Origin of the sequence: Pelomonas caseinilytica, from assembly GCF_021353235.1 — a bacterium.
GTDB lineage: Bacteria > Pseudomonadota > Gammaproteobacteria > Burkholderiales > Burkholderiaceae_C > Pelomonas > Pelomonas caseinilytica.
In genome coordinates this window covers 172,000-191,741 of sequence record NZ_JAJTWT010000009.1, presented here as the reverse complement: position 1 = coordinate 191,741, position 19,742 = coordinate 172,000, and the positions used below count along the sequence as shown (strand labels likewise).

Genomic DNA, 19,742 nt, shown 5'->3' with positions numbered 1-19,742 from the left:
GAAGCCCGCCGGCAGAAGGCGTGGCGTCAGCGGCGTGGGCCACACTCCACACTTCGCCATCGCCCGCCTCCAGGTCCCGTCTTGCCCGCGCAACCCCTGCTGATCGCGCTCGTCTCGGTGCAGTTCTTCGTGCACGCCCTGGCCTGGGCGATGACGGCGCGCATGGCGCGGCGCTGGCGTGCGACCGAGGGTCATTTCGCGCTTTTCTGGCTCTTCCTGGCCGCGGGGCTCGCGCTCTTCGTGCCGCCCTGGGCCAGCGGCAGCGCCCCGCGCAACCTGGCCGACCTGCTCATCATCGCGGCGGCCATGTTCGAGCACCGGGGCTTGGCCCTGCACTGGGGCCGCTGCCCGCGCGCGGCCGGCTACGTGGCCGGCCTCGCCGCCGCGGCGGCCACCGTCGCGGCGAGCTTCCTGCTCGACAACGGCCACGGCGTGCGCGTGGCCGTCGTCTGCTTCGGCTGCGGCGCCATGCTGGCCGCCAGCGCCGGCCTGATGTGGCGCCTGGGCCGCGCCGCCACGCCCTTCTTCGCGCCGGTGGCGGCGGCCGGCTACGCCCTGCTGGCCGCACTGCTGCTGGCGCGCGGCGTGCAGGCCCTGCTGGTGGGCGCCACCACCAAGATCTCCATCGACGCCCCCGGCCACGCCAACATCCCGCTGGCCATCGCCGTGCTCTTCGTCGGCGGCCTCATCAACCTCGCCCACATCCGCCTGGTGCTCGGCCGCGTGCTGCACCGGCTGGGCCAGCAGGCCAAGACGGACGAGCTCACCGGCGCCCTCAACCGCCGCGGCCTGCTGCAGGAGCTGGAGCAGGCCCACGCCGGCGCCCTGCAGGGCCGCGCCGGCTACGCGCTGATGATGGTGGACGTGGACCACTTCAAGGCCATCAACGACCAGCACGGCCACGCCCAGGGCGACCAGGTCCTGCGAACGGTCTCGGCCAGCCTGCGCGCCGCGCTGCGCGGCGACGACCTCGTCGGCCGCTGGGGCGGCGAGGAGTTCTGCGTGCTGCTGCCTCGCACCCGCCTGGCAGACGCCGAGCACCTCGCCCAGCGCGTGGCCGCGCGGGTGGCCGCCCCGGGGCCCGGCATCCGCGTGACGGTCAGCATCGGCGTGTCGGAATACGGCCCCGCCGATGCGGACGTGCAGGCCGTCATCCGCCGTGCCGACGATGCCCTCTACGCCGCCAAGGACGCCGGCCGCAACCGCGTGGTCGTCGCCGCGGGCTGAGCGCCGTCCACGCGGCCCGGCCGCCATCCAGCCGGCCCGCACTGCCGTTCGCCCGGCCGCCCTGCCGCCGCGGGCGCGGCGCCGGCAACATCGACGCCATGGACCTCCGACGCGCCCTCCGCGACAACCGCGGTTTCATCCTCTTCCTCCTCGGCTTCCTGGTGTTCCGCACCGCGGTCGCGGACTGGAATCCCATCCCCTCCGGCTCCATGCGGCCGACGCTGCTGGAGGGCGACGTCGTGCTGGTCAACCGCCTGGCCTACGACCTCAAGCTGCCGCTGACCGACGTGGTGCTGATGCCCCTGGGCGAGCCCCGCCGCGGCGACGTGGTGACGTTGAGTTCGCCGGCCGGCGGCACGCGGCTGATCAAGCGCATCGTCGGCCTGCCGGGCGACCGCATCGCCATGCAGGGCGACGTGCTGGTCCTCAACGGCCGGCCGCTGGCCTACCGCGACAGCCGCTCGCAGGGCGAGACCGTCGCGCCCGGCTGGGTGGTGGACGCCGTGCGCGCCACCGAGGACCTCGGCGGCCGATCGCATCCCGTGCAGTTCCTGCCCCGGCTGCCGGCCCGGCGGGACTTCGCCGAGATCACCGTGCCGCCCGGACAGTACTTCCTGCTCGGCGACAACCGCGACAACAGCGAGGACTCGCGCTTCATCGGCACCGTGCCGCGCGAGAAGCTCATCGGCCGCGCCCACCACGTGCTGGTGTCGGCCGACTGGCTGGGCGAGGACGGCTGGCGGCTGGCGCCCCGCTTCGGGCGCTGGGCCACGGCCATCCGCTGAGCCGCCGGCGGCCCGGCCGTTCATCTGAGGTTCAGCTCCCGCGGCGCACACTTGCCGCATGACGCCTCGACGACCCGGCCGATGGAGCTTCGCTGCAGTCCTGCTGTTCGCCGGGACGGGGGTGCTGCGGGCCGATGACCGGCATGACCACGATCGCGCCCGCGCCGCCGTCCAGGCCGGCGAGGTGCTGCCGCTGCGCCAGGTGCTGGAAGCGCTGCGCCGCACCGAACCCGGCGAGGTGCTGGAGGTGGAGCTGGAGCAGGACGCCGGGCGCTGGGTCTACGAGCTCAAGCTGCTGCGGCCCGACGGCACCCTGCGCCGCCTCAAGGTGGACGCGCGCACCGCCGCCGTGCTCGGCAGCCGCACACGGCCTGAACCGGTCCGGCCGGCCCCGGCCGCATCGCCGGCGGAGCCCCGGCCATGAGGGTGCTGCTGGTGGAGGACGAGCCCACCCTGCGTGGCCAGCTCAAGGCGGTGCTGGCCCAGGCCGGCTACGCCGTCGACGAGGCCGCAGACGGCGGGCAGGCCGCCCACCTCGGCGCGACCGAGCCCTACGACGCCGTCGTGCTGGATCTCGGCCTGCCGGTGCTGGACGGCCTGACCGTGCTGCAGCGCTGGCGCGCCGCCGGACGCACGACGCCCGTCCTCATCCTCACCGCCCGCGACGGCTGGCACGAGAAGGTGGCCGGCATCGACGCGGGTGCCGACGACTACCTCGCCAAGCCCTTCCACACCGAGGAGCTGCTGGCCCGGCTGCGCGCCCTCGTGCGGCGCTCCCACGGCCTGGCCTCGCCGCTGCTGAACAACGGCGACATCACGCTGGACACACGCAACGGCACCGTCACCCAGGCCGGCGCGACGGTGAGCCTCACCGCCCATGAGTACCGCCTGCTGGCCTACCTGATGCACCGGGCGGGTCAGGTGGTGTCGCGCAGCGAGTTGGTGGAGCATCTCTACGCCCAGGACTTCGACCGCGACTCCAACACCGTGGAGGTCTTCGTCGCACGGCTGCGGCGCAAGCTGGGCGCCGACCTCATCGAGACCGTGCGCGGCCTGGGCTACCGCCTCGCGGCCCGCGGCTGAAACGGTCCATGGCCTATCTGCGCTCCCTGAGGCAAAGGCTGCTGCTGGCCACGCTGGCGACGGCCGGCCTGGCGCTCGTCGCGGCGGGTTTCGTGCTGTCCGGCCTGTTCCGGGAGCACGTGCGCCAGCAGTTCATCGACCGCCTCGGCGTGGAGCTGGACCAGGTCACGGCGCGGCTGGAGGCGGATGCCGACGGGCGCCCGGCGCTGGACCCCGCCCGGCTGTCCGACCCCCGCTGGACCCGGCCGCGCTCGGGGCTGTACTGGCAGGTCGACGGCGCCGGCCCCGGTGGCGAGCCCGCCCTGCTGCGGTCGCGCTCGCTCTGGGACGAGCAACTCGCCGCGCCGCGCGACATGCCGGCCGACCGCGAGCTGCACGTGCACGAACTGCCCGGCCCCGGCCAGGTGCCGCTGCTGCTGATCGAGCGCACGCTGCGGGCCGAGGGCGCCCAGGCCCCCTGGCGAGTGATGGTGGCGGCCGACCTGCGCCCGCTGGAGCAGGCCGGCCGCCATTTCGACGGCGTGCTGGCCTGGTCGCTGCTGGCCCTGCTGCTGCTGCTGGCCGCCGCGGCGCTGCTGCAGGTGACGATCGGGCTGGCGCCGCTGGGCCGGCTGCGCCTGGCCCTGTCGGCCCTGCGCGAGGGACGCACGCAAAGGCTGGAAGGCCGCTACCCCGACGAGATCCAGCCGCTGGTGAACGACCTGAACGGCGTGCTCGACCGCCACGCCGAGGTGCTGGAGCGCGCCCGCGCCCAGGCCGGCAACCTGGCCCACGCCCTCAAGACGCCGCTGACGGTGCTGTCCCAGGCCGCCGGCCAGGCGCAGGGCTCGGAGGCGGCCCGCGCCGAGCTGCCCGCGCTGGTGGCCGAGCAGGTGCTGACGGCACGCCGCCACGTCGACTGGCACCTCGCCCGCGCCCGCGCGGCCGCCGCCCTGGGCGTGGTCGGCCTGCGCACGCCGGTGCTGCCGGTGGCCGAGGGCCTGGTCAAGGTGATGCGCAAGGTCCATGCCGCGCGCCTCGTGGCCATCGTCACCGACCTGGACGAGCGCCTGGCCTTCGCCGGCGAAACGCAGGACCTGCAGGAGATGCTGGGCAACCTGCTGGACAACGCCTGCAGGTCGGCGCGCACCCAGGTGCTGCTCAGCGGCACGCTGGCCGGCCGGCGGCTGCGCATCACCCTGGACGACGACGGCCCGGGCATCCCCGAGGCACGCATCGAGGAAGCCCTTCGCCGCGGCGGCCGGCTCGACGAATCGACGCCCGGCAGCGGCCTGGGCCTGGCCATCGTGCAGGAGCTGGCGCGGCTCTACGGCGGCAGCCTGGAACTGAGCCGCAGCCCCATCGGCGGCCTGCTGGCGGTGCTAACGCTGCCGTCGGCCTGACGCGGCCCGGCGTCAGGTGATGCCGGCGTTCATGGCCACCAAAGTATTCAGGACGTCGGCCTCATAGGCCGATATGTGCTCCCGGCCCTTTCGCTTGAGGCCGGAGACCCGATCACCGAACAACATGATGCAGGCATGCTCGTTGTCGCGTCGGCTCATCCAGTACAGCCCCTGGATGGCCGGCATCTGCTCGTAGAACCACAACGCCCACTCCCGCGTGACCGGATAGACGCCGCTGTTGCCGGCCAGCAGGTCGTGGACCTCGAGCCCCGCCGCCTGCAGGCCGAAGGTCGTCAGCGACGCCAGCTTGAGCGGGGGGGTCGACACGATGCTCATGTGGGTCCTGCTTTTCGAAGGGTCGTCGTGGGAGGACCAATCGAAGGTCCAGCCCGTCGACGGATAGGGCGCGTCGTGGAACAGGATTTCCGCGATGGCCGTCCGCGGAGCCTGGGCCGCGTAGAGGGTGGGGATGACGCTGCCATCGGGCCGCACCAGCGGGCTGAAGCGGGCGTTGCCTCGACCGCTGCCGTTGAAGGCCGTGGAGTCGTAGGCCCCGGTGGCAGCGTCGTACTCGTGCACGCGATACCAATCGGCAGGCACGAGGTCCCTGACGGTCGGCACGTGGGCCGCCGGGGGGCGCTTCGAGGCGCCGGAAAGCGTCGCAGGCGTCGCGGTCGGCGGCGACAGGGGTGCCGCGCCAGGAGCCGTCGCCGGCGCTGCCGGTGGTGTCGCTGCGCCCGCCTTCTTCCTAGCCATGCAGAGGCCCCTGCAGGCTCTGCTCGGCCGCCTTGACGACGGCCAGGCCGTCGGTGGCGAGGAGATCACGAGGCCTCTGCCCCTCCAGATAGCTGGTGGGCGATTCGAACCAGGCGGCGATGCGGAAAGGTGACCGTCCGGCCATGAGCTTCAAGACTTCCTGCAGGATGGGCACGGGTTCGCCGAGTTCATCGAGGGCGTAGGCGGGAATCAGCCGAGCGCCGCCGCGCTCCAGGGCGAAGATGCGTTGGGAGTCGATCCACCGCTTGACAGTGTGCGAGGGGTTGGTCGTCTTGGCATGCCGGACTTCGTTGAGCTCGGATGGCGAGAGCCATCTCGTCCCTTGGAGCACGCTGTCGACCGTTCGCTGGGTGAGAGTGCGCCTGAGTTCCAGAAGCCGTTCATCAGGCTTCAGCGGCGCGGCATCGAGAAGGGACTGGGCCAGGTCGACCTGGCCGGACGTCACCTGCGTCGAATACGACACCTTCCCCGAGGCCCCGAACACCACGTGGACCACGACCTTCTGTCCCTCCGGAACGGCCGCAGGCCGATGCGGCGCGACGTCGTACTTGTAGAGCGCCTTCAGGAGCTCGCGGGACTCGGTGGCTGGGAGTGCCTTGAGGTCGTGCAGGCGCTGGCCGACGCCCTCCAGGGCAGGCGGCTTCCCCCGGCCGCGAAGGGGGGGCGACTGCACCTGCGGCGATGCCGTCGCCTGCCGCGGACGGCGACGTGTCTTCGTGGGCTCAAGGCGTGGCATAGGCTATCCCAAATATCCAGACATCCACATGACACGTAGGAGTACGCGGCGTGAATGCAAGACTATCCTATCGCATATATCGCCAATCGGCCCGGCGCCGCGGGGCTGCCGCCCTCACTCCTCCCAGCGGAAGCGCCAGATCGCCACGGCGGCGAACACCGCGCTGAAGCCGAGCATCACCGCGCTGGGCAGCAGGGCGGCGGAGAAAGGCTGGCCACGCCAGGTCATGGCGTCCAGCGCATCCACGGCCCAGCGCGTGGGGACGGCCAGCGACGCCGTCTGCAGCCACTCCGGGAAGATGAAGGCCGGCACCCAGGCTCCGCCCAGCATGACCATCAGCAGCGTGGCCAGGATGGCCAGGCCGCGCGTCGCTTCGGGCGTGCGGCCGAGGGCGGCGACGAGCAGGCCGAAGCTGGCCGTCAGCAGCGAGAAGCACACCAGCACCAGCAGCAGGCCGGCCGGGCTGCCGAGCACGCGCACCCCGAAGCCGCCGATGGCGACCGCGTAGAGCACGGCGAAGACGATCATCGAGATGAGGGCGCTGGCCAGGATGCGGCTGCCCAGCAGCTGGGCGCGCGACAGCGGCGCGGCGCGCAGCCGCTTCCACAGCCCCAGGCGGCGCATCAGCAGCAGGCCCAGGGCCATGTCCACGCCGGCCATCAGGATGAACTGCACCCCCATGCCGGCAAAGGAATGGGCATAGCTGTTGTAGGCCACCGGCGCGGCATTGGCACCCGACTGCACGGCCTCGATCTCGCGTGTCGAGTAGGGCATGGACAGGCCGCCGGCCAGCGGCGCCGAGGCAGCGCCCGCCTGGGCCGCCTCGCGCTTCTGGACGGCGCCGACGCTGTCGAACAGCCGCATCAGTTCGGCGCGGCGTTCGGGATCGAGGTCGCGGGCCTGCTCGACGTCCTGCCTGAGCCCAGCCAGCACGGGGCTGTCGCCGCTGAAGCTGGCGCGGCTGACCTCCTGCATCAGCGTCTGCGCCAGCAGCCCGCGCACGACCGCCAGGGCGCTGGCCTGGGAAGGGTCGTAGTGCAGGGCGATCTCGGGCTTGGCGCCGGCCCCGAAGAGGGCGCGGCCGGCCTGCTGGCCGAGGCCGGCCGGCAGCACGGCCACGGCGCGCAGCTTGCCGGCGCGCACCTGGCCCAGCAGCTCGGCCTCTTCGCCCGCGACGGCCTTGAGCGAGGGCTCGGCCAGCAGGGCCGCGACCACCCGCTGCGACAACGGGCTGCGGTCGAGGTCGACGACCCCGACGGGGATGCCGGCCATCTTGCTGCCGCCGCCGAAGAGGCTGCCGAAGAAGGCGGCGATGAGGATGGGCGCGACGATGCTCATCAGCACGGCGCGGCGGTTGGAGAAGTGCAGCTTGATCTCGGCACGGACGAGGGCGAGCAGGGCTTGCATGGACGGTCCTTGGTTCAATCCCGCAGGGCGCGGCCGGTGAGGTGGAGGAAGACGTCTTCGAGCGTGGCGCGGGCCGACGACAGGCCGCGCACGGCGATGCCGCGCTCGGCCAGGGCGGCGAGCAGCGGGCCGGCGTCGCGACCGACGTCGCCGACGCTGGCCTCCAGCCGCTGGCCGACGCGCTTGACGCCCGGCAGGCCCGCCAGCAAGGCATCGTCAGGCTCGCCGGCGATTTCCACGTGCAGGACCTGAGCCGCCGGCAGCAGCGCGAACAGCTCGGCCTGCGTGCCCTGGGCGACGACCCGGCCATGGTCGATGACGGTGATGCGGTCGGCCAGGCGCTCGGCCTCTTCCATGTAATGGGTGGTGTAGATCAGCGCCTTGCCGGCGGCTTTCAGGGCCTCGAGGTTGTCGAAAATGGCGTTGCGGCTTTGCGGGTCCACGCCGGCCGTGGGCTCGTCGAGCAGGATGACCTCGGGGTCGTGGATGAGGGCGCAGGCGATGTTCAGGCGGCGCTTCATGCCGCCGGAGAAGGTGGAGGGCTTGTCGCGGGCGCGGTCGGACAGGCCCACCATCGCGAGCACCTCGTCGGCGCGGCGCCTGAGCCGGTCGGGCGCCATGCCGTAGAGGGCGCCGAAGAGTTCGACGTTCATGCGCGCGGGGAGTTCCTCGTAGAGGGCGATGTCCTGGGGCACGAGGCCGATGCGGCGCTTGTAGCCGGCCTCGTCGCTGGCCAGGCTGACGCCGCCACCGAGCGTCACCGTGCCGGCGTCGGGCACGGTCAGGCCGCAGATCATGCCCACCGTCGTCGACTTGCCGGCCCCGTTGGGGCCCAGCAGCCCCAGCACCTCGCCCGGGCGCAGCGCGAGGTCGACCTCGTGCACCGCCGTCCTGGCCCCGTAGGCCTTGCGCAGGCCGCGCGCCACCAGCACTTCGTCCTTCATGCCTTCATCTCCTCGATGGAACTGGAGCGCATGCTAGGGGCGGGGCGGGACCGGCTGGCGCGCCTTGCGACGGACGGCAAGCCGGCGGCGCGAATCGACGGCGCCCGCGGCGAACGGGCCATACTGCGCGCATGGCAGCAGCACGCATCGGCATCATCGGCACCGGCTGGGTGGGCACCAGCGTGGCGTTTTCAACCCTGGTGTCCGGCCATGCCGGCGAGCTGTGGCTGCATGACCAGCGCGGCGCAGTGGCCGAGGGCGAGGCCCTGGACCTGGCCGACGGCGCCGCCTTCTACCCGCACTGCGACGTTCGCGCCGTGGCCCTGGAGCAGCTGCGCGAGGCCGACATCGTCGTGCTCGCGGCCGGGCGCAACGGCCGGCCCGACGAAAGCCGCCTGGACCTGCTGCGCGACAACGCCCGCATCGCCGCCGGCATCGGCCGGGCGCTCGCCGGCTTCGGCGGCATCGTCCTCGTCGTGACCAACCCGGTGGACGTGCTGACGCGCGTCGTCGCCGCGGCCAGCGGCCTGCCGCCGGAGCGCGTCATCGGCACCGGCACCCTGCTGGACACCGCGCGGCTGCGCGAGCGCCTCGCCGGACGGCTGGGCCTGTCGCCGCTGTCCGTGCATGCCCAGGTGATCGGCGAGCACGGCGACTCGTCGGTGATGCTGTGGTCGGGCGCGCGCGTCGGCGGCCTGGCCCTGCGCGACTGGGCCGGCTGGCGCGCCGAGGATGAGGCGCTGCTGGCCCAGCAGGTGCGCCGCGCGGCCTACGAGGTGATCCGCCGCAAGGGCGCCACCAACCATGCCATCGGCCTGGTCACGGCCGAGCTGATCGGCTGCATCGTGCGCGACGAGCGGCGGCTGCTGCCGGTCAGCCGCGTGCAGGACCTGCCCGGCGGGTTGCGCGGCGTGGCCCTGTCCCTGCCCGCCCTGGTGGGTGCGAACGGCGCGGTCCAGGTGACCGAGCCGGCCATGGACGAGGCCGAGCGCCAGGCGCTGGCGGCGTCGGCCACGGTGCTGGACCAGGCCTTCCGATCGCTGGCCGGCTAGGGCCAGTGAACAGGCCCTGATCAGCGGGTGCGGAAGCGCCCGACCAGCTCGTTGAGCCGGTGGGACTGGGCCTTCAGGCTCTCGGCCGCCGCGGCGCCTTCTTCCACGAGAGCGGCGTTCTGCTGCATGGACTGGTCGAGCCGGTCCACCGAATCGGCGATCTCGCGAAGGCCGGCACTCTGGGTGCGGGCCAGCTCGGTGGCGTCCTTGATGAGGGCGGCCACGCGCTCGACGCTGGAAACCACCTCCTGCATCTGCGTGCCGGCCTCGTTGACCAGGCGCGAGCCGGCGTCGACCTGTTCCACGCTGGCGCCGATCAGCGACTTGATCTCCTTGGCCGCCTCGGCGCTGCGCTGGGCGAGCTGGCGAACCTCGCCGGCCACGACGGCGAAACCGCGGCCCTGCTCGCCGGCCCGCGCCGCTTCGACGGCGGCGTTCAGCGCCAGGATGTTGGTCTGGAAGGCGATGCCGTCGATGACGCCGATGATGTCGGCGATCTTGCGGCTGCTCTGGCTGACGCCGTTCATGGCCGTCACGGCGTTCAACACCACCTCGCCGCTGTGGCGGGCGTGCTGTCGGGTCGTCTCGGCCAGGGCGCTGGCCTCGCCCATGGCTTCGCTGCTGTGGCGGGCGGCCTCGGTCATCTGGCGCATGGAGCTGGCGGCCTGCTGGAGGTCGGCGCTGCCGCGCTCGGTGCGCTGGGAGAGGTCGAGGTTGCCCGCGGCGATCTCGCTGGCGGCCGTGTTGACCTGCTCGGCGCCGTCGCGCAGCGTGCCCATCATGCTGCGCAGGGTGTCCTGCAGCCGCACCAGGGCCGACATGCCTTCGCGGGCACTGGAATTGCCGCGCAGCACGATGTCCTCGCGCAGGTCGCCCGCGCTCATGCGATGCGCGCCGCTGAGCAGGTCGCGCAGGAAGACGCCCACGCTCTTGGCGCCGTCGAGGTAGACGAAGGCGATGGCGCTGCCCAGCAGCAGGCTGCCGCCGATCAGCCAACCCGCCGGCATGCCGTAGAGCACGCCGCCGATGACGTAGAGCTGCAGGGCGACGGACAGGCCGAGGTAGAGGGCCAGTCGCTGGGCGATGGACAGGTTGGCGAACATCGGCGGTCTCCTTGGTTTGAGGGCAGCCGGCCAATCTAGCCCAGAGGCCCCCTTCAGGCGCGTGGAGGTTTCACGCCTTGCAGGCCCTCCGACGAATCTTCGGCATTTCGCGTCATTCCTTCATGGCGGCGCCGACCAGCCCTCAGCCGGCCAGCGCCCGCCCGATCAGGATCTTCTGCACCTCGCTCGTGCCCTCGTAGATCTGGGTCACGCGCACGTCCCGGTAGATGCGCTCGACCGGGAAGTCAGCGAGATAGCCGTAGCCGCCGTGGATCTGGATGGCCTCGGAGCACACCTTCTCGGCCATCTCGCTGGCGAAGAGCTTGGCCATGGCGGCCTCCTTCAGGCAGGGCTTGCCGGCGTCCTTGAGGCTGGCCGCATGCCAGATGAGCTGGCGCGCCGCTTCGATGCGCGTGGCCATCTCGGCCAGCTTGAACTGCACCGCCTGGTGCTCGAAGATGGGCTGGCCGAAGGTGACGCGGTCCTTGCTGTAGCGCAGCGCCGCCTCGAAGGCGGCCCTCGCCATGCCGACGGACTGCGAGGCAATGCCGATGCGCCCGCCCTCCAGGCCCGACAGCGCGATCTTGAGGCCCTGCCCTTCCTCGCCGAGGCGGTTGGCGGCCGGCACGCGGCAGTTCTCGAAGACGATCTGCGCCGTGTCGCTGCTGTGCTGGCCCATCTTCTCCTCCACGCGGGCGACCGTGTAGCCCGGCGTGCCGGTCGGCACGACGAAGGCGCTGATGCCTTTCTTGCCGGCGCTCTTGTCCGTCACGGCCATGACGATGGCGACGTCGCCATGCTTGCCGCTGGTGATGAACTGCTTGACGCCGTCGAGGACGTAGTGGTCGCCATCGCGCACGGCCGTCGTGCGCAGGCCGCCGGCCTCGGAGCCGACGTGGGGTTCGGTCAGGCAGAAGGCGCCGAGCATGTCGCCGCGCGCCAGGGGCTTGAGGAAGCGCTGCTTCTGCTCGTCGTTGCCGAAGGCCATCAGGATGGAGCAGACGGGGCAGTTGTTGACGCTCACCACCGTGCTGGTGCCGCCGTCGCCGGCCGCGATCTCCTCCAGGATGACGGACAGGGCCAGGTAGTCCAGGCCGGCGCCGTCCCATTCGGCGGGCACGGCCACGCCGTAGCAACCGAGCGCCGCCAGGCCCTTGAGCTGTTCGGCCGGAAAGTGGTGGTTCCTGTCCCAGGCGGCGACGTGGGGGGCGATCTCGGCCTGCACATAGGCGCGGATGGCGTCCTGTACGGCGAGGTGGTCTTCGGGTAGCAGCATGTTCGGCTCAACCTCCGGATTGCGGTGAGCCATTGTCCCGCGCGGCCGGGCCGCCGGCCGGCGTCAGGCGGCGCCGTCCTTGACCAGCAGCGTGCCGCGCCCGATGACGCAGGGGTGCGAATGCCGCACCGTGGCACGGCCGTCGACGTGGGCCAGCCAGCCGCCCAGGGCGGCGTTCCATTCGACCGTCGCCACGCGCCAGTGCAGCACCAGCTCCTGCTCGGCGAACACCGGCGCCTTGAAAGCGAAGTTGAAGTTCAGGCAGAGCAGCTCGCGCTCCCGGCCGTCGTCGCTGCGTGAGAAGTGGCTGGCCGCCACGCCGATCATCAGCGCCGTGGTGTGCTGGCCGCTGGCGATGATCTCGCCATGCCGCGCGCGCTGGGCGGCCTGCACGTCGTGGTGCAGGGGGTTGGTGTCGCCCGTGAGCCGGGCGAAGGTGGCGATGTCGTCGCGGGTGAAGCGCACCACGCGCTCGCAGGTTTCCCCCACGCGGATGAGCGCCGTCGAGAGGTCGGGTTCGGCCAGCGGTGTGTCCATGTCTGTCGTGTCTTCCCTGGGACGCCAACGTTAGCGCACGCCGCCACCCCGCCACGGCCCAGGAAACAGGGACACGGCCTTCAGCTGAAACCGGGCGTTACCAGGCCAGCCGCTGGCCGTCGTAGTTGAAGAAGGACCCGCTGTCGGCGGGCTTGACGCTGGCCAGCACGGTGCGCATGCCCGCGATGCTGGTGGGCGCGTCGATGTCGGCCTCGGCGCCGCCCATGTCGGTGCGCACCCAGCCGGGGTGGAAGCTGACCACGGTGGCCTTGCCGGCAAGCGCCAGGGCCGCGTCCTTCATGACCGAGTTCACCGCCGCCTTGGAGGCGCGGTAGAGCCAGCCGCTGGTGCCTGTGCGCAGGCCGATGGAGCCCATGCGCGAGGACACGATGGCCAGCCGCGCCCCAGGCGCCAGTGCCTCGGCCACCTGCGGCAGGATGCGCATGGGCCCGAGGACGTTGGTGCGCATGACGAGGTCGAAATCGTCCTGCGAGGGCGTCTGCAGGGCCGGCGCGCGCGGGCCGAAGACGCCGGCATTGATGACGACCACGTCGAACTGCTCGCCGTCGATCTGCCAGGCCAGGCCGGCGGCACCGGCCGCATCGGCCACGTCCAGGCGCAGCGGCTTGGCGCCCAAGGCCGCCAGGCGCGACAGCCCGGCGTCGTCGCGCGCGGTGGCGGTGACGCGCTCGCCCGCCGCCCGGTACTGGCGCACGAACTCCAGGCCCAGGCCGCGGGACGCCCCGACGATGAGCACCTTCATGGCCTGGCCAAGGCGAGCCTGGCCGCCAGGACGGTGAAGAGGCCCGCGCCACCCAGGTTGAGGCCGCGGCCCACCCAGGGCCGGGGCCGGGCGCGGCGCAGCGGCGCCACCAGGGCCACCAGCAGCAGCAGGAAGACGAGGCCCTGCACGATGAACCAGCTGCCGAGGAAGAGGAAGGCCGCCGTCTTGTCCGGCGCGTCGGCATCGATGAACTGCGGCAGCAGGGCGAGGAAGAACAGGGCCACCTTGGGATTGAGGGCATTGGTGAAGAAGCCCTGGCGGGCGGTGCGCCACAGCGAGGCCGGCGCTCCCACCTCGGGCGCCGACGCCGCCGACCTCAGCCCCGCCCGGGCCATGCCCCAGGCCACATAGAGCAGGTAGGCGGCACCTGCGTACTTGACGACGGCGAAGGCCTCGGCCGACGTCGCCAGCAGGGCCGCGAGGCCGAAGGCCGCCGCCAGCGTGTGCAGCACGCAGCCCATCATGATGCCCAGGGCCGCCGCCACGCCCTGGCGCCAGCCGCCGCGCAGCGTGCTGGCCACGGCGTAGGCCATGTCGACCCCCGGCGTGGCGTTGAGCACGAAAACGGTGGCGGCGAACAGCGCGAGGTCGTGGGTGCCGAGCATCAGAGCATTTCCACTGCCAGCGCCGTCGCCTCGCCGCCGCCGATGCACAGCGCCGCCATGCCCTTCTTGAGGCCGCGGGCCTTGAGCGCGCCCAGCAGCGTGACCACGATGCGGGCGCCGCTGGCGCCGATGGGGTGGCCCAGGGCGACCGCCCCGCCGTTGACGTTGACGATCTCGTGCGGCAGCTTGAACTCGGCCATGGCGGCCATGGTGACGGCGGCGAAGGCCTCGTTCACTTCCCACAGGTCCACCTGCCCCGCCTGCCAGCCGGCCTTGGCCAGGGCCTTCTGGATGGCGCCGACCGGGGCGGTGGTGAACCAGTCCGGCGCCTGGGCGTGCACGGCGTGGCTGACGATGCGGGCGATGGGCATGAGGCCGCGCGCCTTGGCCGTGCTCTCGCGCATCAGCACCAGGGCGGCGGCGCCGTCGGAGATGCTCGACGACGTGGCGGCGGTGATGGCGCCGTCCTTCTTGAAGGCGGGCTTGAGCGTCGGGATCTTGTCGAGCTTGGCCTTGAAGGGCTGCTCGTCGAACTTGATGACGGTGTCGCCCTTGGGGCCGCTCAGCGTGACCGGGGCCATCTCCCAGTCGAAGGCGCCGCTCTCGTTGGCGGCCTTGGCGCGCTGGGTGGAGGTGATGGCGTACTGGTCCATGGCCTCGCGGCTGAAGGCGTACTTGCTCACGCACTGCTCGGCGAAGACGCCCATGGCCTTGCCGCGCTCGTAGGCGTCCTCCAGGCCGTCCAGGGCCATGTGGTCGTAGACGGCGCTGGCGCCGTACTTGATGCCCTTGCGGGCGAACATCAGGTGGGGCGCGTTGGTCATGCTCTCCATGCCGCCGGCCACCATCACCTCGGCGCTGCCGGCGGTGAGCATGTCGTGGGCGAACATCATGGTGCGCATGCCGGAGCCGCACATCTTGCTCAGCGTGACGGCGCCGGCCGAGTCGGGCAGGCCGGCCTTGCGCAGGGCCTGGCGGGCGGGCGCCTGGCCCTGGCCGGCCATCAGGCAGTTGCCCATCAGCACCTCGTCGACCGCGTCGCCCGGCACGCCGGCGCGCTCGACGGCCGCCTTGATGGCGACGGCCCCCAGTTCCCAGCCGGCCAGGCTGGAGAAATCGCCCAGCAGGCCGCCGATGGGCGTGCGGGCGGCGGAAACGATGACGATGGGATCGGACATGACGGTCTCCTCAGATGAACGGATGGACTGCATTGTGCGACTTTTGGTTGACGTGCACGTCAATCGCGCCAAAGCCGATAAGCCCAGAAGGATTCCTCGGCGGCGATGCGGCGGCGCAGCTCCCCGGGGCTGAAACCGGTCAGGCGCCGGGTCTCGCGGCAGAGGTGGGGCTGGTCGGCGTAGTCCGACTCGGCGGCGATGTCGGCCCAGTTGACGGGCCCGCCCTCGGCGGCGGCCACGGCGTAGAAGGCCCGCTCGGCCCGCGACACCGCGCGCAGCTCGCGCATCGGCAGGCCGGCCCAGGCCTTGATGCGACGCTCCAGCTGCCGCAGACTGCGGCCGGCCGCGCTGGTGGCCGCGCGCAGGGCCAGGGCCTCGGTCCAGGCGGCGTAGCGCTGCCCCGGGCGCTGGTCGCCCAGGGCCTGCCAGCGCGGCAGCAGGAAGGCCTCCAGCAGCGCCAGGCGCGCGGCGTCGTCGGGCACGGCGGCCATGGCCTGCGCCCAGTCGAGCCAGTCGGGCGGCAGCAGCTCGCGGGCGTCGACGGTCCGGTTGACCAGCCGGTCCACCGCCACGCCGGTCAGGGCGACGAAGGCGTCAGCCAGCAGCAGCAGCTTGAAGGCGTGGATGTCGCCCGGGTTGCGGGTGTGGCTGGGCAAGGTGAAGGGCCCACCGACCACGATGGGCGCCTGAAGCTGAACGGCCGGCGGCACCGAGAAGCCGGGCGTGGCCAGCCATTCGCTGCCGCCCTCGTGCCACCAGACGAGGCTGACCAGCGGCGTGGCGGGGAAGTAGTTCTCCCGCTGTGCGGCATCCAGGCCGCGGCCACGGGTGTCGCGCAGCATGGCGGCACGCACGCAGCCGGCCAGGGCCAGCGGCGGCAGCCAGAGGGCGGTGCGCGGGTCGTCCAGCATGCGGCCAGTGTCGCATTCGTTCAAGACCGGCCGGGCCCCGGGCGCGCAGCATGGCGGCATGACCACGCTGACCCTCGACGACCTTCCCGCCCACCCCGTCCGCTGGTGGGGCCTGCCCGTGCTCGCCGCGATGCGGCGCGACTACCTCGCCGTCATCGCCGCCCAGCGCCCGCTGGGCGACTTCGTGGCCCAGCGCGTCCTCGGCGAGCGCGCCGTCGACGTCTTCGACCCCGAACTCGTCCGCGAGGTGATGGTGGAGCATGCCGACGCGCTGGTCCGCTGGGAGCGCGGGCCGGAGGTGTTCGCCGAGCTGATGGGCCAGTCCGTGCTTGTGACCGAGGGCGCCACCTGGCAGCGCCAGCGCCGCATGCTGATGCAGGCCTTCACGCCGCGGCGCGTGGCCGGCTATGCGGCCCTGATGACCGAGGCCGCCGTGGCGGGCCTGGCCGGCGTCGCGGCCGGCGAGGTGGCGATGGACGGACTCTTCAGCCACCTGACCATGGACGTCATCTCCCGCACGCTGTTCAGCCGCCCCATCGGGGCCGACACGGCGGCGGCGGCCGAGGCGGTGCAGGTGCTCAGCGAAACCGCGCTGGCGGAGATGTTCTGGCCCGTCACCCTGCCCGACTGGCTGCCCCTGCCCGGCAAGGCGGCCAAGCGCCGCGCGAACCGGCTGATGCATGGACTGCTGCGTGGCCACATCGCCGCCCGCCGGGGCAGCGCCGAGCCGCGCGCCGACCTGCTCGGCATGCTGATGGGCCTGCGCGACGAGGCCACGGGCGAGGCCCTGTCGCCACAGGAGGTCTACGACCAGTGCATGGTGAGCTTCCAGGCCGGCCATGAGACCAGCGCGACGGCGCTGCTGTGGTGGAGCTGGCTGATGGCGGCCCACCCCGAGGCCCAGGCGCGGGCGCGGGCCGAGGTCGACACGCTGCTGGCCGGGCGGGTGCCGTCGGCCGACGATGCCGGCGCCCTGCCCTTCCTCGGCGCCACGCTGAAGGAGGCCATGCGCCTGTACCCGCCGGTGGCGGCCATGCTGACGCGGCGGCTGACGCGCGAGGTCACGCTCGGCGGCGTGCGGCTGCCGGCGCGCACCCTCGTGCGCGTGACGCCCTGGCTGCTGCACCGCGACCCGCGCTGGTGGCCGCGCGAGCCCGATGGCTTCCGCCCCGAGCGCTTCCTGCCGGAGGCGCCCGACGACATCCCCCGCGGGGCCTACATCCCCTTCGGCCTGGGGCCGCGGGTCTGCCTGGGCCAGCATTTCGCGATGCTGGAGATGACGTTGATCGCCGCCCTGGTGCTGCAGCGCTTCGAGCTGAGTCCGGTCGGGCCAGCGGCGCCCAGGCCCCGCATGGCCGTCACCTTGCGGCCGGAAGGCGGGCTGACGCTGAAACTGGCGCCTCGCCGCTGAGCGGCAGACAGGTCAACGATAGAAGGCCTCGACCTGCCCCTTGAGCTTGATGGTCAGCGGCCGGCCCTTGCGGTCCAGCGTCTTGCCGGCCGGCACCTTGATCCAGCCTTCGCTGATGCAGTATTCCTCGACGTCGTGGCGCTCCTTGCCGTTGAAGCGGATGCCGATGTCGTGCTCGAACACGGCGGCGACGTGGTGGGGGCTGCGCGGGTCGACGCTGAGGTGGTCGGGCAGCTCGGGGCGGGTGTCACTCATGGTGGAGTCAGGGTCAGGATCGGATCGAGGCGGCATTGTGGCCTGCTGACAGGCCTTGACAGCTCAGCCGCCGAGCATGCACGGCATCCACACACCGGAGCACCGCCATGAAACCCGACTGCCTCATCCTCTACGTCCACAGCCCCGCCGAGAGCGTGCTCTTCTATCGTTCGCTGCTGGGCCGCGAGCCCGTCGAGCAGAGCCCCAACTTCGCGATGTTCATGCTCAACGACAAGACCATGCTCGGCCTTTGGGCCGCGCATGACGTGCAGCCGGCGAGCGGCTTGCGCGGCGGTGGCGCCGAGATCGGCGTCACGGTGGGCAGCGACGACGAGGTCCACGCGGCCGTCGCCGCCTGGAAGGCCTCGGGCTGGCCGGTGCTGCAGCCGGCCACCGCCATGGACTTCGGCTACACGGCCGTGACGGCCGATCCGGACGGCCACCGCATCCGCGTCTTCCGGCCGGCGCAGGGCTGACCGGTTCCATACACAGCAAGCACAGCCGCGGCGGCCTCGCCTGCCTTCTCCTAAACCGGGGGCGGCGCGAAGCGCCGCGAGACGTCGTAGGGGAAGACGTCGTGCACGTGGCCCGCGAGGATGCGTTCCTTGTGGGCCTGCCAGAAGCCCGCATCGAGCAGGTCGGCGTGGTGGCGCATGAAGCACTCGCGCACCCGCGGGTCGCCGAGCAGGAAGGGCCCGAAGGTCTCGGGGAAGACGTCGCGCGGCGCGACCGGCCACCAGACCTCGCCGCTCATCTCCTCCTCCTCGTTGCGCGGCGCCGGCACGCGGCGGAAGTTGCAGTCGGTGAGGTATTCGATCTCGTCGTAGTCGTAGAACACGACCTTGCCGTGGCGGGTCACGCCGAAGTTCTTCCACAGCATGTCGCCCGGGAAGATGTTGGCCGCGACGAGGTCCTTGATGGCGTTGCCGTACTCGATGACGGCGCGCTCGATCTGCTCGGGCGTGGCCTCCTGCAGGTAGATGTTGAGCGGCACCATGCGGCGCTCGATGTAGAGGTGGCGGATGACGAGGTCGTCGCCGCTTTCCTCGATGAGGCTGGGGCAGTAGTGCTTGAGCTCCTGCACCAGTTCCTCCTCGAAGCGGTGGCGCGGGAAGGCCACGCGCGTGTACTCCAGCGTGTCGGCCATGCGGCCGACGCGGTCGTGGCTCTTGACGAGCAGGTACTTGCCCTGGATCTGCTCGCGGCTGGTGTCCTTCTGCGGCGGGTAGAAGTCCTTGATGACCTTGAAGACGAAGGGCCAGCTCGGCAGGTCGAACACGAGCATCACCATGCCCTTGATGCCGGGTGCGATGCGGAAGCGGTCGCTGCTGTGCCTGAGGTGGTAGAGAAAGTCGCGGTAGAAGAGGTTCTTGCCCTGCTTCTGCAGGCCCAGGGCGGCGTAGATCTCCGAGCGCGGCTTGCGCGGCATCATGGAGCGCAGGAACTGCACGTAGGCGCTGGGCACTTCCATGTCGACGAGGAAATAGGCCCGCGCGAAGCTGAAGAGGATGAGCAGGTCGTCCTCGCCGAAGAGCGCCGCGTCGACGAAGAAGCGGCCGTCGACCTCGCGCCGCAGGATGGGCAGGGCGAAGGGCGTCTCGGAGAAGCCGTTGATGATCTTGCCGACGACGTAGGCGCCCTTGTTCCGGTAGAAGAGACTGGACAGCACCTGCAGCTGGAAATTGGCGCGCCAGCGGAACTCGCCGAGCTGGCGCTGCACGGCGGCGAGGATCTGCTCCACGTCCCACTCCAGGTGGGCGAACTCGCCCTCGAGCTGGAAGTTGGTGATGACGCGCGCCAGGGTCTCGCGCAGCGTGGCCGGCGTCGGGTAGTAGGCGCGGTAGGTCGGCAGGGCGGCGGGCTCGTCGTTCTCGATGTATTCCGTCGAGATGGCCGGCCGCACGAAGATGAACTCGTTGTGGAAGTAGGCGTGGTGCAGGATGCGCGTGCACACCGAGTTGAAGAAGGTCTCGGCCAGCTCGGGCTGGTGGTGGTCGGTCAGCAGACCGATGTAGTGCAGCTTGACCTGCTGCCAGACCTCCATCGGCAGCGACGACGCGGCGAAGCTTCGTTCCAGCAGGGCGCTGGCCTCGGCCACGCGGGCGTCGTAGAACTCGATGCGCAGGGCCTGCGCCCGCTGCTGGCCGGGCCAGTCGCCGCGCTCGAAGCGGGCCTTGGCCTCGGCCGAGACGGCGCGGAAGAGGCGGTAGTGGCGGTCGAAGCCGCCCAGCAGGGCCTGGGCGATGTCGAAGGCGCGCGTGTCCGTGAGCCGGGTCGGGAACATCCTCC

At 71.9% G+C, this 19,742-nt stretch carries 21 protein-coding genes; 8 read left to right on the top strand and 13 right to left on the bottom strand.

What is annotated here, in order from left to right; genetic code table 11:
• Nucleotides 1-81: 81 nt before the first annotated feature.
• From LXT12_RS20230 to LXT12_RS20210, 5 genes are all read left to right on the top strand, one after another.
• The gene (locus LXT12_RS20230) at nt 82-1,227 is read left to right on the top strand and encodes a GGDEF domain-containing protein (protein ID WP_233394104.1); all 1,146 of its coding nucleotides are present in this window, start codon (nt 82-84) and stop codon (nt 1,225-1,227) included.
• Nucleotides 1,228-1,325: 98 nt separating this feature from the next.
• A complete protein-coding gene (lepB, locus tag LXT12_RS20225; protein WP_233394103.1) occupies nt 1,326-2,012 on the top strand; it encodes a signal peptidase I in 687 nt (228 codons plus the stop codon).
• A gap of 58 nt (nt 2,013-2,070) precedes the next feature.
• On the top strand, nt 2,071-2,436 hold the full coding sequence (locus tag LXT12_RS20220) for a PepSY domain-containing protein (RefSeq protein WP_233394102.1): 366 nt from the start codon (nt 2,071-2,073) through the stop codon (nt 2,434-2,436).
• Nucleotides 2,433-3,095 carry a response regulator transcription factor gene (locus LXT12_RS20215; RefSeq protein ID WP_233394101.1) on the top strand — a complete coding sequence of 221 codons (663 nt, stop codon included), beginning with the start codon at nt 2,433-2,435 and terminating at the stop codon, nt 3,093-3,095. The genes LXT12_RS20220 and LXT12_RS20215 overlap by 4 nt, the downstream gene beginning before the upstream one ends.
• 8 nt (nt 3,096-3,103) lie before the next feature.
• The gene (locus LXT12_RS20210) at nt 3,104-4,477 is read left to right on the top strand and encodes a sensor histidine kinase (RefSeq protein WP_233394100.1); all 1,374 of its coding nucleotides are present in this window, start codon (nt 3,104-3,106) and stop codon (nt 4,475-4,477) included.
• 12 nt (nt 4,478-4,489) lie between these two features.
• Here the strand turns inward: LXT12_RS20210 and LXT12_RS20205 are convergent, their stop codons facing one another.
• The 4 genes from LXT12_RS20205 to LXT12_RS20190 form a co-directional block, all read right to left on the bottom strand.
• Nucleotides 4,490-5,098 (bottom strand): RES family NAD+ phosphorylase, encoded by a 609-nt coding sequence (locus tag LXT12_RS20205; RefSeq protein WP_233394099.1) that lies wholly within the window; start codon nt 5,096-5,098, stop codon nt 4,490-4,492.
• Between the two features lie 127 nt (nt 5,099-5,225).
• A complete protein-coding gene (locus LXT12_RS20200) occupies nt 5,226-5,990 on the bottom strand; it encodes a hypothetical protein (protein ID WP_233394098.1) in 765 nt (254 codons plus the stop codon).
• A 114-nt stretch (nt 5,991-6,104) separates the two neighbouring features.
• Nucleotides 6,105-7,397, bottom strand: coding sequence for an ABC transporter permease (locus LXT12_RS20195; RefSeq protein WP_233394097.1), 1,293 nt, complete (start codon nt 7,395-7,397; stop codon nt 6,105-6,107).
• Nucleotides 7,398-7,411: 14 nt separating this feature from the next.
• A complete protein-coding gene (locus tag LXT12_RS20190) occupies nt 7,412-8,341 on the bottom strand; it encodes an ABC transporter ATP-binding protein (RefSeq protein ID WP_233394096.1) in 930 nt (309 codons plus the stop codon).
• A gap of 131 nt (nt 8,342-8,472) precedes the next feature.
• On the opposite strand from LXT12_RS20190, the gene LXT12_RS20185 reads away from it, so the two are divergent.
• Entirely contained in the window at nt 8,473-9,393 is a 921-nt protein-coding gene (locus tag LXT12_RS20185) for a lactate/malate family dehydrogenase (RefSeq protein WP_233394095.1), read from the top strand.
• 20 nt (nt 9,394-9,413) lie between these two features.
• Here LXT12_RS20185 and LXT12_RS20180 read toward each other — a convergent pair whose 3' ends face one another.
• The 7 genes from LXT12_RS20180 to LXT12_RS20150 all read right to left on the bottom strand — a co-directional run bounded on the left by LXT12_RS20180 (nt 9,414) and on the right by LXT12_RS20150 (nt 15,787).
• Complete coding sequence (locus LXT12_RS20180; protein WP_233394094.1) at nt 9,414-10,496, bottom strand: methyl-accepting chemotaxis protein; 1,083 nt, start codon at nt 10,494-10,496, stop codon at nt 9,414-9,416.
• 142 nt (nt 10,497-10,638) lie between these two features.
• A complete protein-coding gene (locus tag LXT12_RS20175) occupies nt 10,639-11,772 on the bottom strand; it encodes an acyl-CoA dehydrogenase family protein (protein ID WP_233394093.1) in 1,134 nt (377 codons plus the stop codon).
• 63 nt (nt 11,773-11,835) lie between these two features.
• On the bottom strand, nt 11,836-12,309 hold the full coding sequence (locus LXT12_RS20170) for a MaoC family dehydratase (RefSeq protein WP_233394092.1): 474 nt from the start codon (nt 12,307-12,309) through the stop codon (nt 11,836-11,838).
• A gap of 97 nt (nt 12,310-12,406) precedes the next feature.
• Nucleotides 12,407-13,072 carry an SDR family oxidoreductase gene (locus tag LXT12_RS20165; RefSeq protein ID WP_233394091.1) on the bottom strand — a complete coding sequence of 222 codons (666 nt, stop codon included), beginning with the start codon at nt 13,070-13,072 and terminating at the stop codon, nt 12,407-12,409.
• Nucleotides 13,069-13,698: a LysE family translocator gene (locus tag LXT12_RS20160; protein WP_233394090.1), complete on the bottom strand. Its 630-nt coding sequence runs from the start codon at nt 13,696-13,698 to the stop codon at nt 13,069-13,071. The genes LXT12_RS20165 and LXT12_RS20160 overlap by 4 nt, the downstream gene beginning before the upstream one ends.
• Entirely contained in the window at nt 13,698-14,876 is a 1,179-nt protein-coding gene (locus LXT12_RS20155) for an acetyl-CoA C-acyltransferase (RefSeq protein WP_233394089.1), read from the bottom strand. The genes LXT12_RS20160 and LXT12_RS20155 overlap by 1 nt, the downstream gene beginning before the upstream one ends.
• Nucleotides 14,877-14,935: 59 nt before the next feature.
• Complete coding sequence (locus LXT12_RS20150) at nt 14,936-15,787, bottom strand: AraC family transcriptional regulator (RefSeq protein WP_233394088.1); 852 nt, start codon at nt 15,785-15,787, stop codon at nt 14,936-14,938.
• A 58-nt stretch (nt 15,788-15,845) separates the two neighbouring features.
• Here LXT12_RS20150 and LXT12_RS20145 point away from each other — a divergent pair, with 58 nt between their 5' ends.
• Nucleotides 15,846-17,198 carry a cytochrome P450 gene (locus tag LXT12_RS20145; RefSeq protein WP_233394087.1) on the top strand — a complete coding sequence of 451 codons (1,353 nt, stop codon included), beginning with the start codon at nt 15,846-15,848 and terminating at the stop codon, nt 17,196-17,198.
• 12 nt (nt 17,199-17,210) lie between these two features.
• Here the strand turns inward: LXT12_RS20145 and LXT12_RS20140 are convergent, their stop codons facing one another.
• Nucleotides 17,211-17,453 (bottom strand): DUF3297 family protein, encoded by a 243-nt coding sequence (locus tag LXT12_RS20140; protein WP_233394086.1) that lies wholly within the window; start codon nt 17,451-17,453, stop codon nt 17,211-17,213.
• Nucleotides 17,454-17,560: 107 nt separating this feature from the next.
• Between LXT12_RS20140 and LXT12_RS20135 the strand changes: the two genes are divergently transcribed.
• Nucleotides 17,561-17,929 (top strand): VOC family protein, encoded by a 369-nt coding sequence (locus LXT12_RS20135; protein WP_233394085.1) that lies wholly within the window; start codon nt 17,561-17,563, stop codon nt 17,927-17,929.
• Nucleotides 17,930-17,979: 50 nt separating this feature from the next.
• On the opposite strand, the gene aceK is transcribed toward LXT12_RS20135, so the two are convergent.
• Nucleotides 17,980-19,737 (bottom strand): bifunctional isocitrate dehydrogenase kinase/phosphatase, encoded by a 1,758-nt coding sequence (gene aceK, locus LXT12_RS20130; protein ID WP_233394084.1) that lies wholly within the window; start codon nt 19,735-19,737, stop codon nt 17,980-17,982.
• Between the last annotated feature and the right edge of the window lie 5 nt (nt 19,738-19,742).

Coding starts and splice junctions, on each gene's coding strand:
- LXT12_RS20195 (WP_233394097.1), bottom strand. CDS start 7,397: ATGCAAGCCCTGCTCGCCCTCGTCCGTGCCGAGATCAAGCTGCACTTC.
- LXT12_RS20140 (WP_233394086.1), bottom strand. CDS start 17,453: ATGAGTGACACCCGCCCCGAGCTGCCCGACCACCTCAGCGTCGACCCG.
- LXT12_RS20170 (WP_233394092.1), bottom strand. CDS start 12,309: ATGGACACACCGCTGGCCGAACCCGACCTCTCGACGGCGCTCATCCGC.
- LXT12_RS20175 (WP_233394093.1), bottom strand. CDS start 11,772: ATGCTGCTACCCGAAGACCACCTCGCCGTACAGGACGCCATCCGCGCC.
- LXT12_RS20135 (WP_233394085.1), top strand. CDS start 17,561: ATGAAACCCGACTGCCTCATCCTCTACGTCCACAGCCCCGCCGAGAGC.
- aceK (WP_233394084.1), bottom strand. CDS start 19,737: ATGTTCCCGACCCGGCTCACGGACACGCGCGCCTTCGACATCGCCCAG.
- LXT12_RS20160 (WP_233394090.1), bottom strand. CDS start 13,698: ATGCTCGGCACCCACGACCTCGCGCTGTTCGCCGCCACCGTTTTCGTG.
- LXT12_RS20150 (WP_233394088.1), bottom strand. CDS start 15,787: ATGCTGGACGACCCGCGCACCGCCCTCTGGCTGCCGCCGCTGGCCCTG.
- LXT12_RS20145 (WP_233394087.1), top strand. CDS start 15,846: ATGACCACGCTGACCCTCGACGACCTTCCCGCCCACCCCGTCCGCTGG.
- LXT12_RS20215 (WP_233394101.1), top strand. CDS start 2,433: ATGAGGGTGCTGCTGGTGGAGGACGAGCCCACCCTGCGTGGCCAGCTC.
- LXT12_RS20200 (WP_233394098.1), bottom strand. CDS start 5,990: ATGCCACGCCTTGAGCCCACGAAGACACGTCGCCGTCCGCGGCAGGCG.
- LXT12_RS20210 (WP_233394100.1), top strand. CDS start 3,104: ATGGCCTATCTGCGCTCCCTGAGGCAAAGGCTGCTGCTGGCCACGCTG.
- LXT12_RS20190 (WP_233394096.1), bottom strand. CDS start 8,341: ATGAAGGACGAAGTGCTGGTGGCGCGCGGCCTGCGCAAGGCCTACGGG.
- LXT12_RS20185 (WP_233394095.1), top strand. CDS start 8,473: ATGGCAGCAGCACGCATCGGCATCATCGGCACCGGCTGGGTGGGCACC.
- LXT12_RS20180 (WP_233394094.1), bottom strand. CDS start 10,496: ATGTTCGCCAACCTGTCCATCGCCCAGCGACTGGCCCTCTACCTCGGC.
- LXT12_RS20165 (WP_233394091.1), bottom strand. CDS start 13,072: ATGAAGGTGCTCATCGTCGGGGCGTCCCGCGGCCTGGGCCTGGAGTTC.
- LXT12_RS20155 (WP_233394089.1), bottom strand. CDS start 14,876: ATGTCCGATCCCATCGTCATCGTTTCCGCCGCCCGCACGCCCATCGGC.
- lepB (WP_233394103.1), top strand. CDS start 1,326: ATGGACCTCCGACGCGCCCTCCGCGACAACCGCGGTTTCATCCTCTTC.
- LXT12_RS20220 (WP_233394102.1), top strand. CDS start 2,071: ATGACGCCTCGACGACCCGGCCGATGGAGCTTCGCTGCAGTCCTGCTG.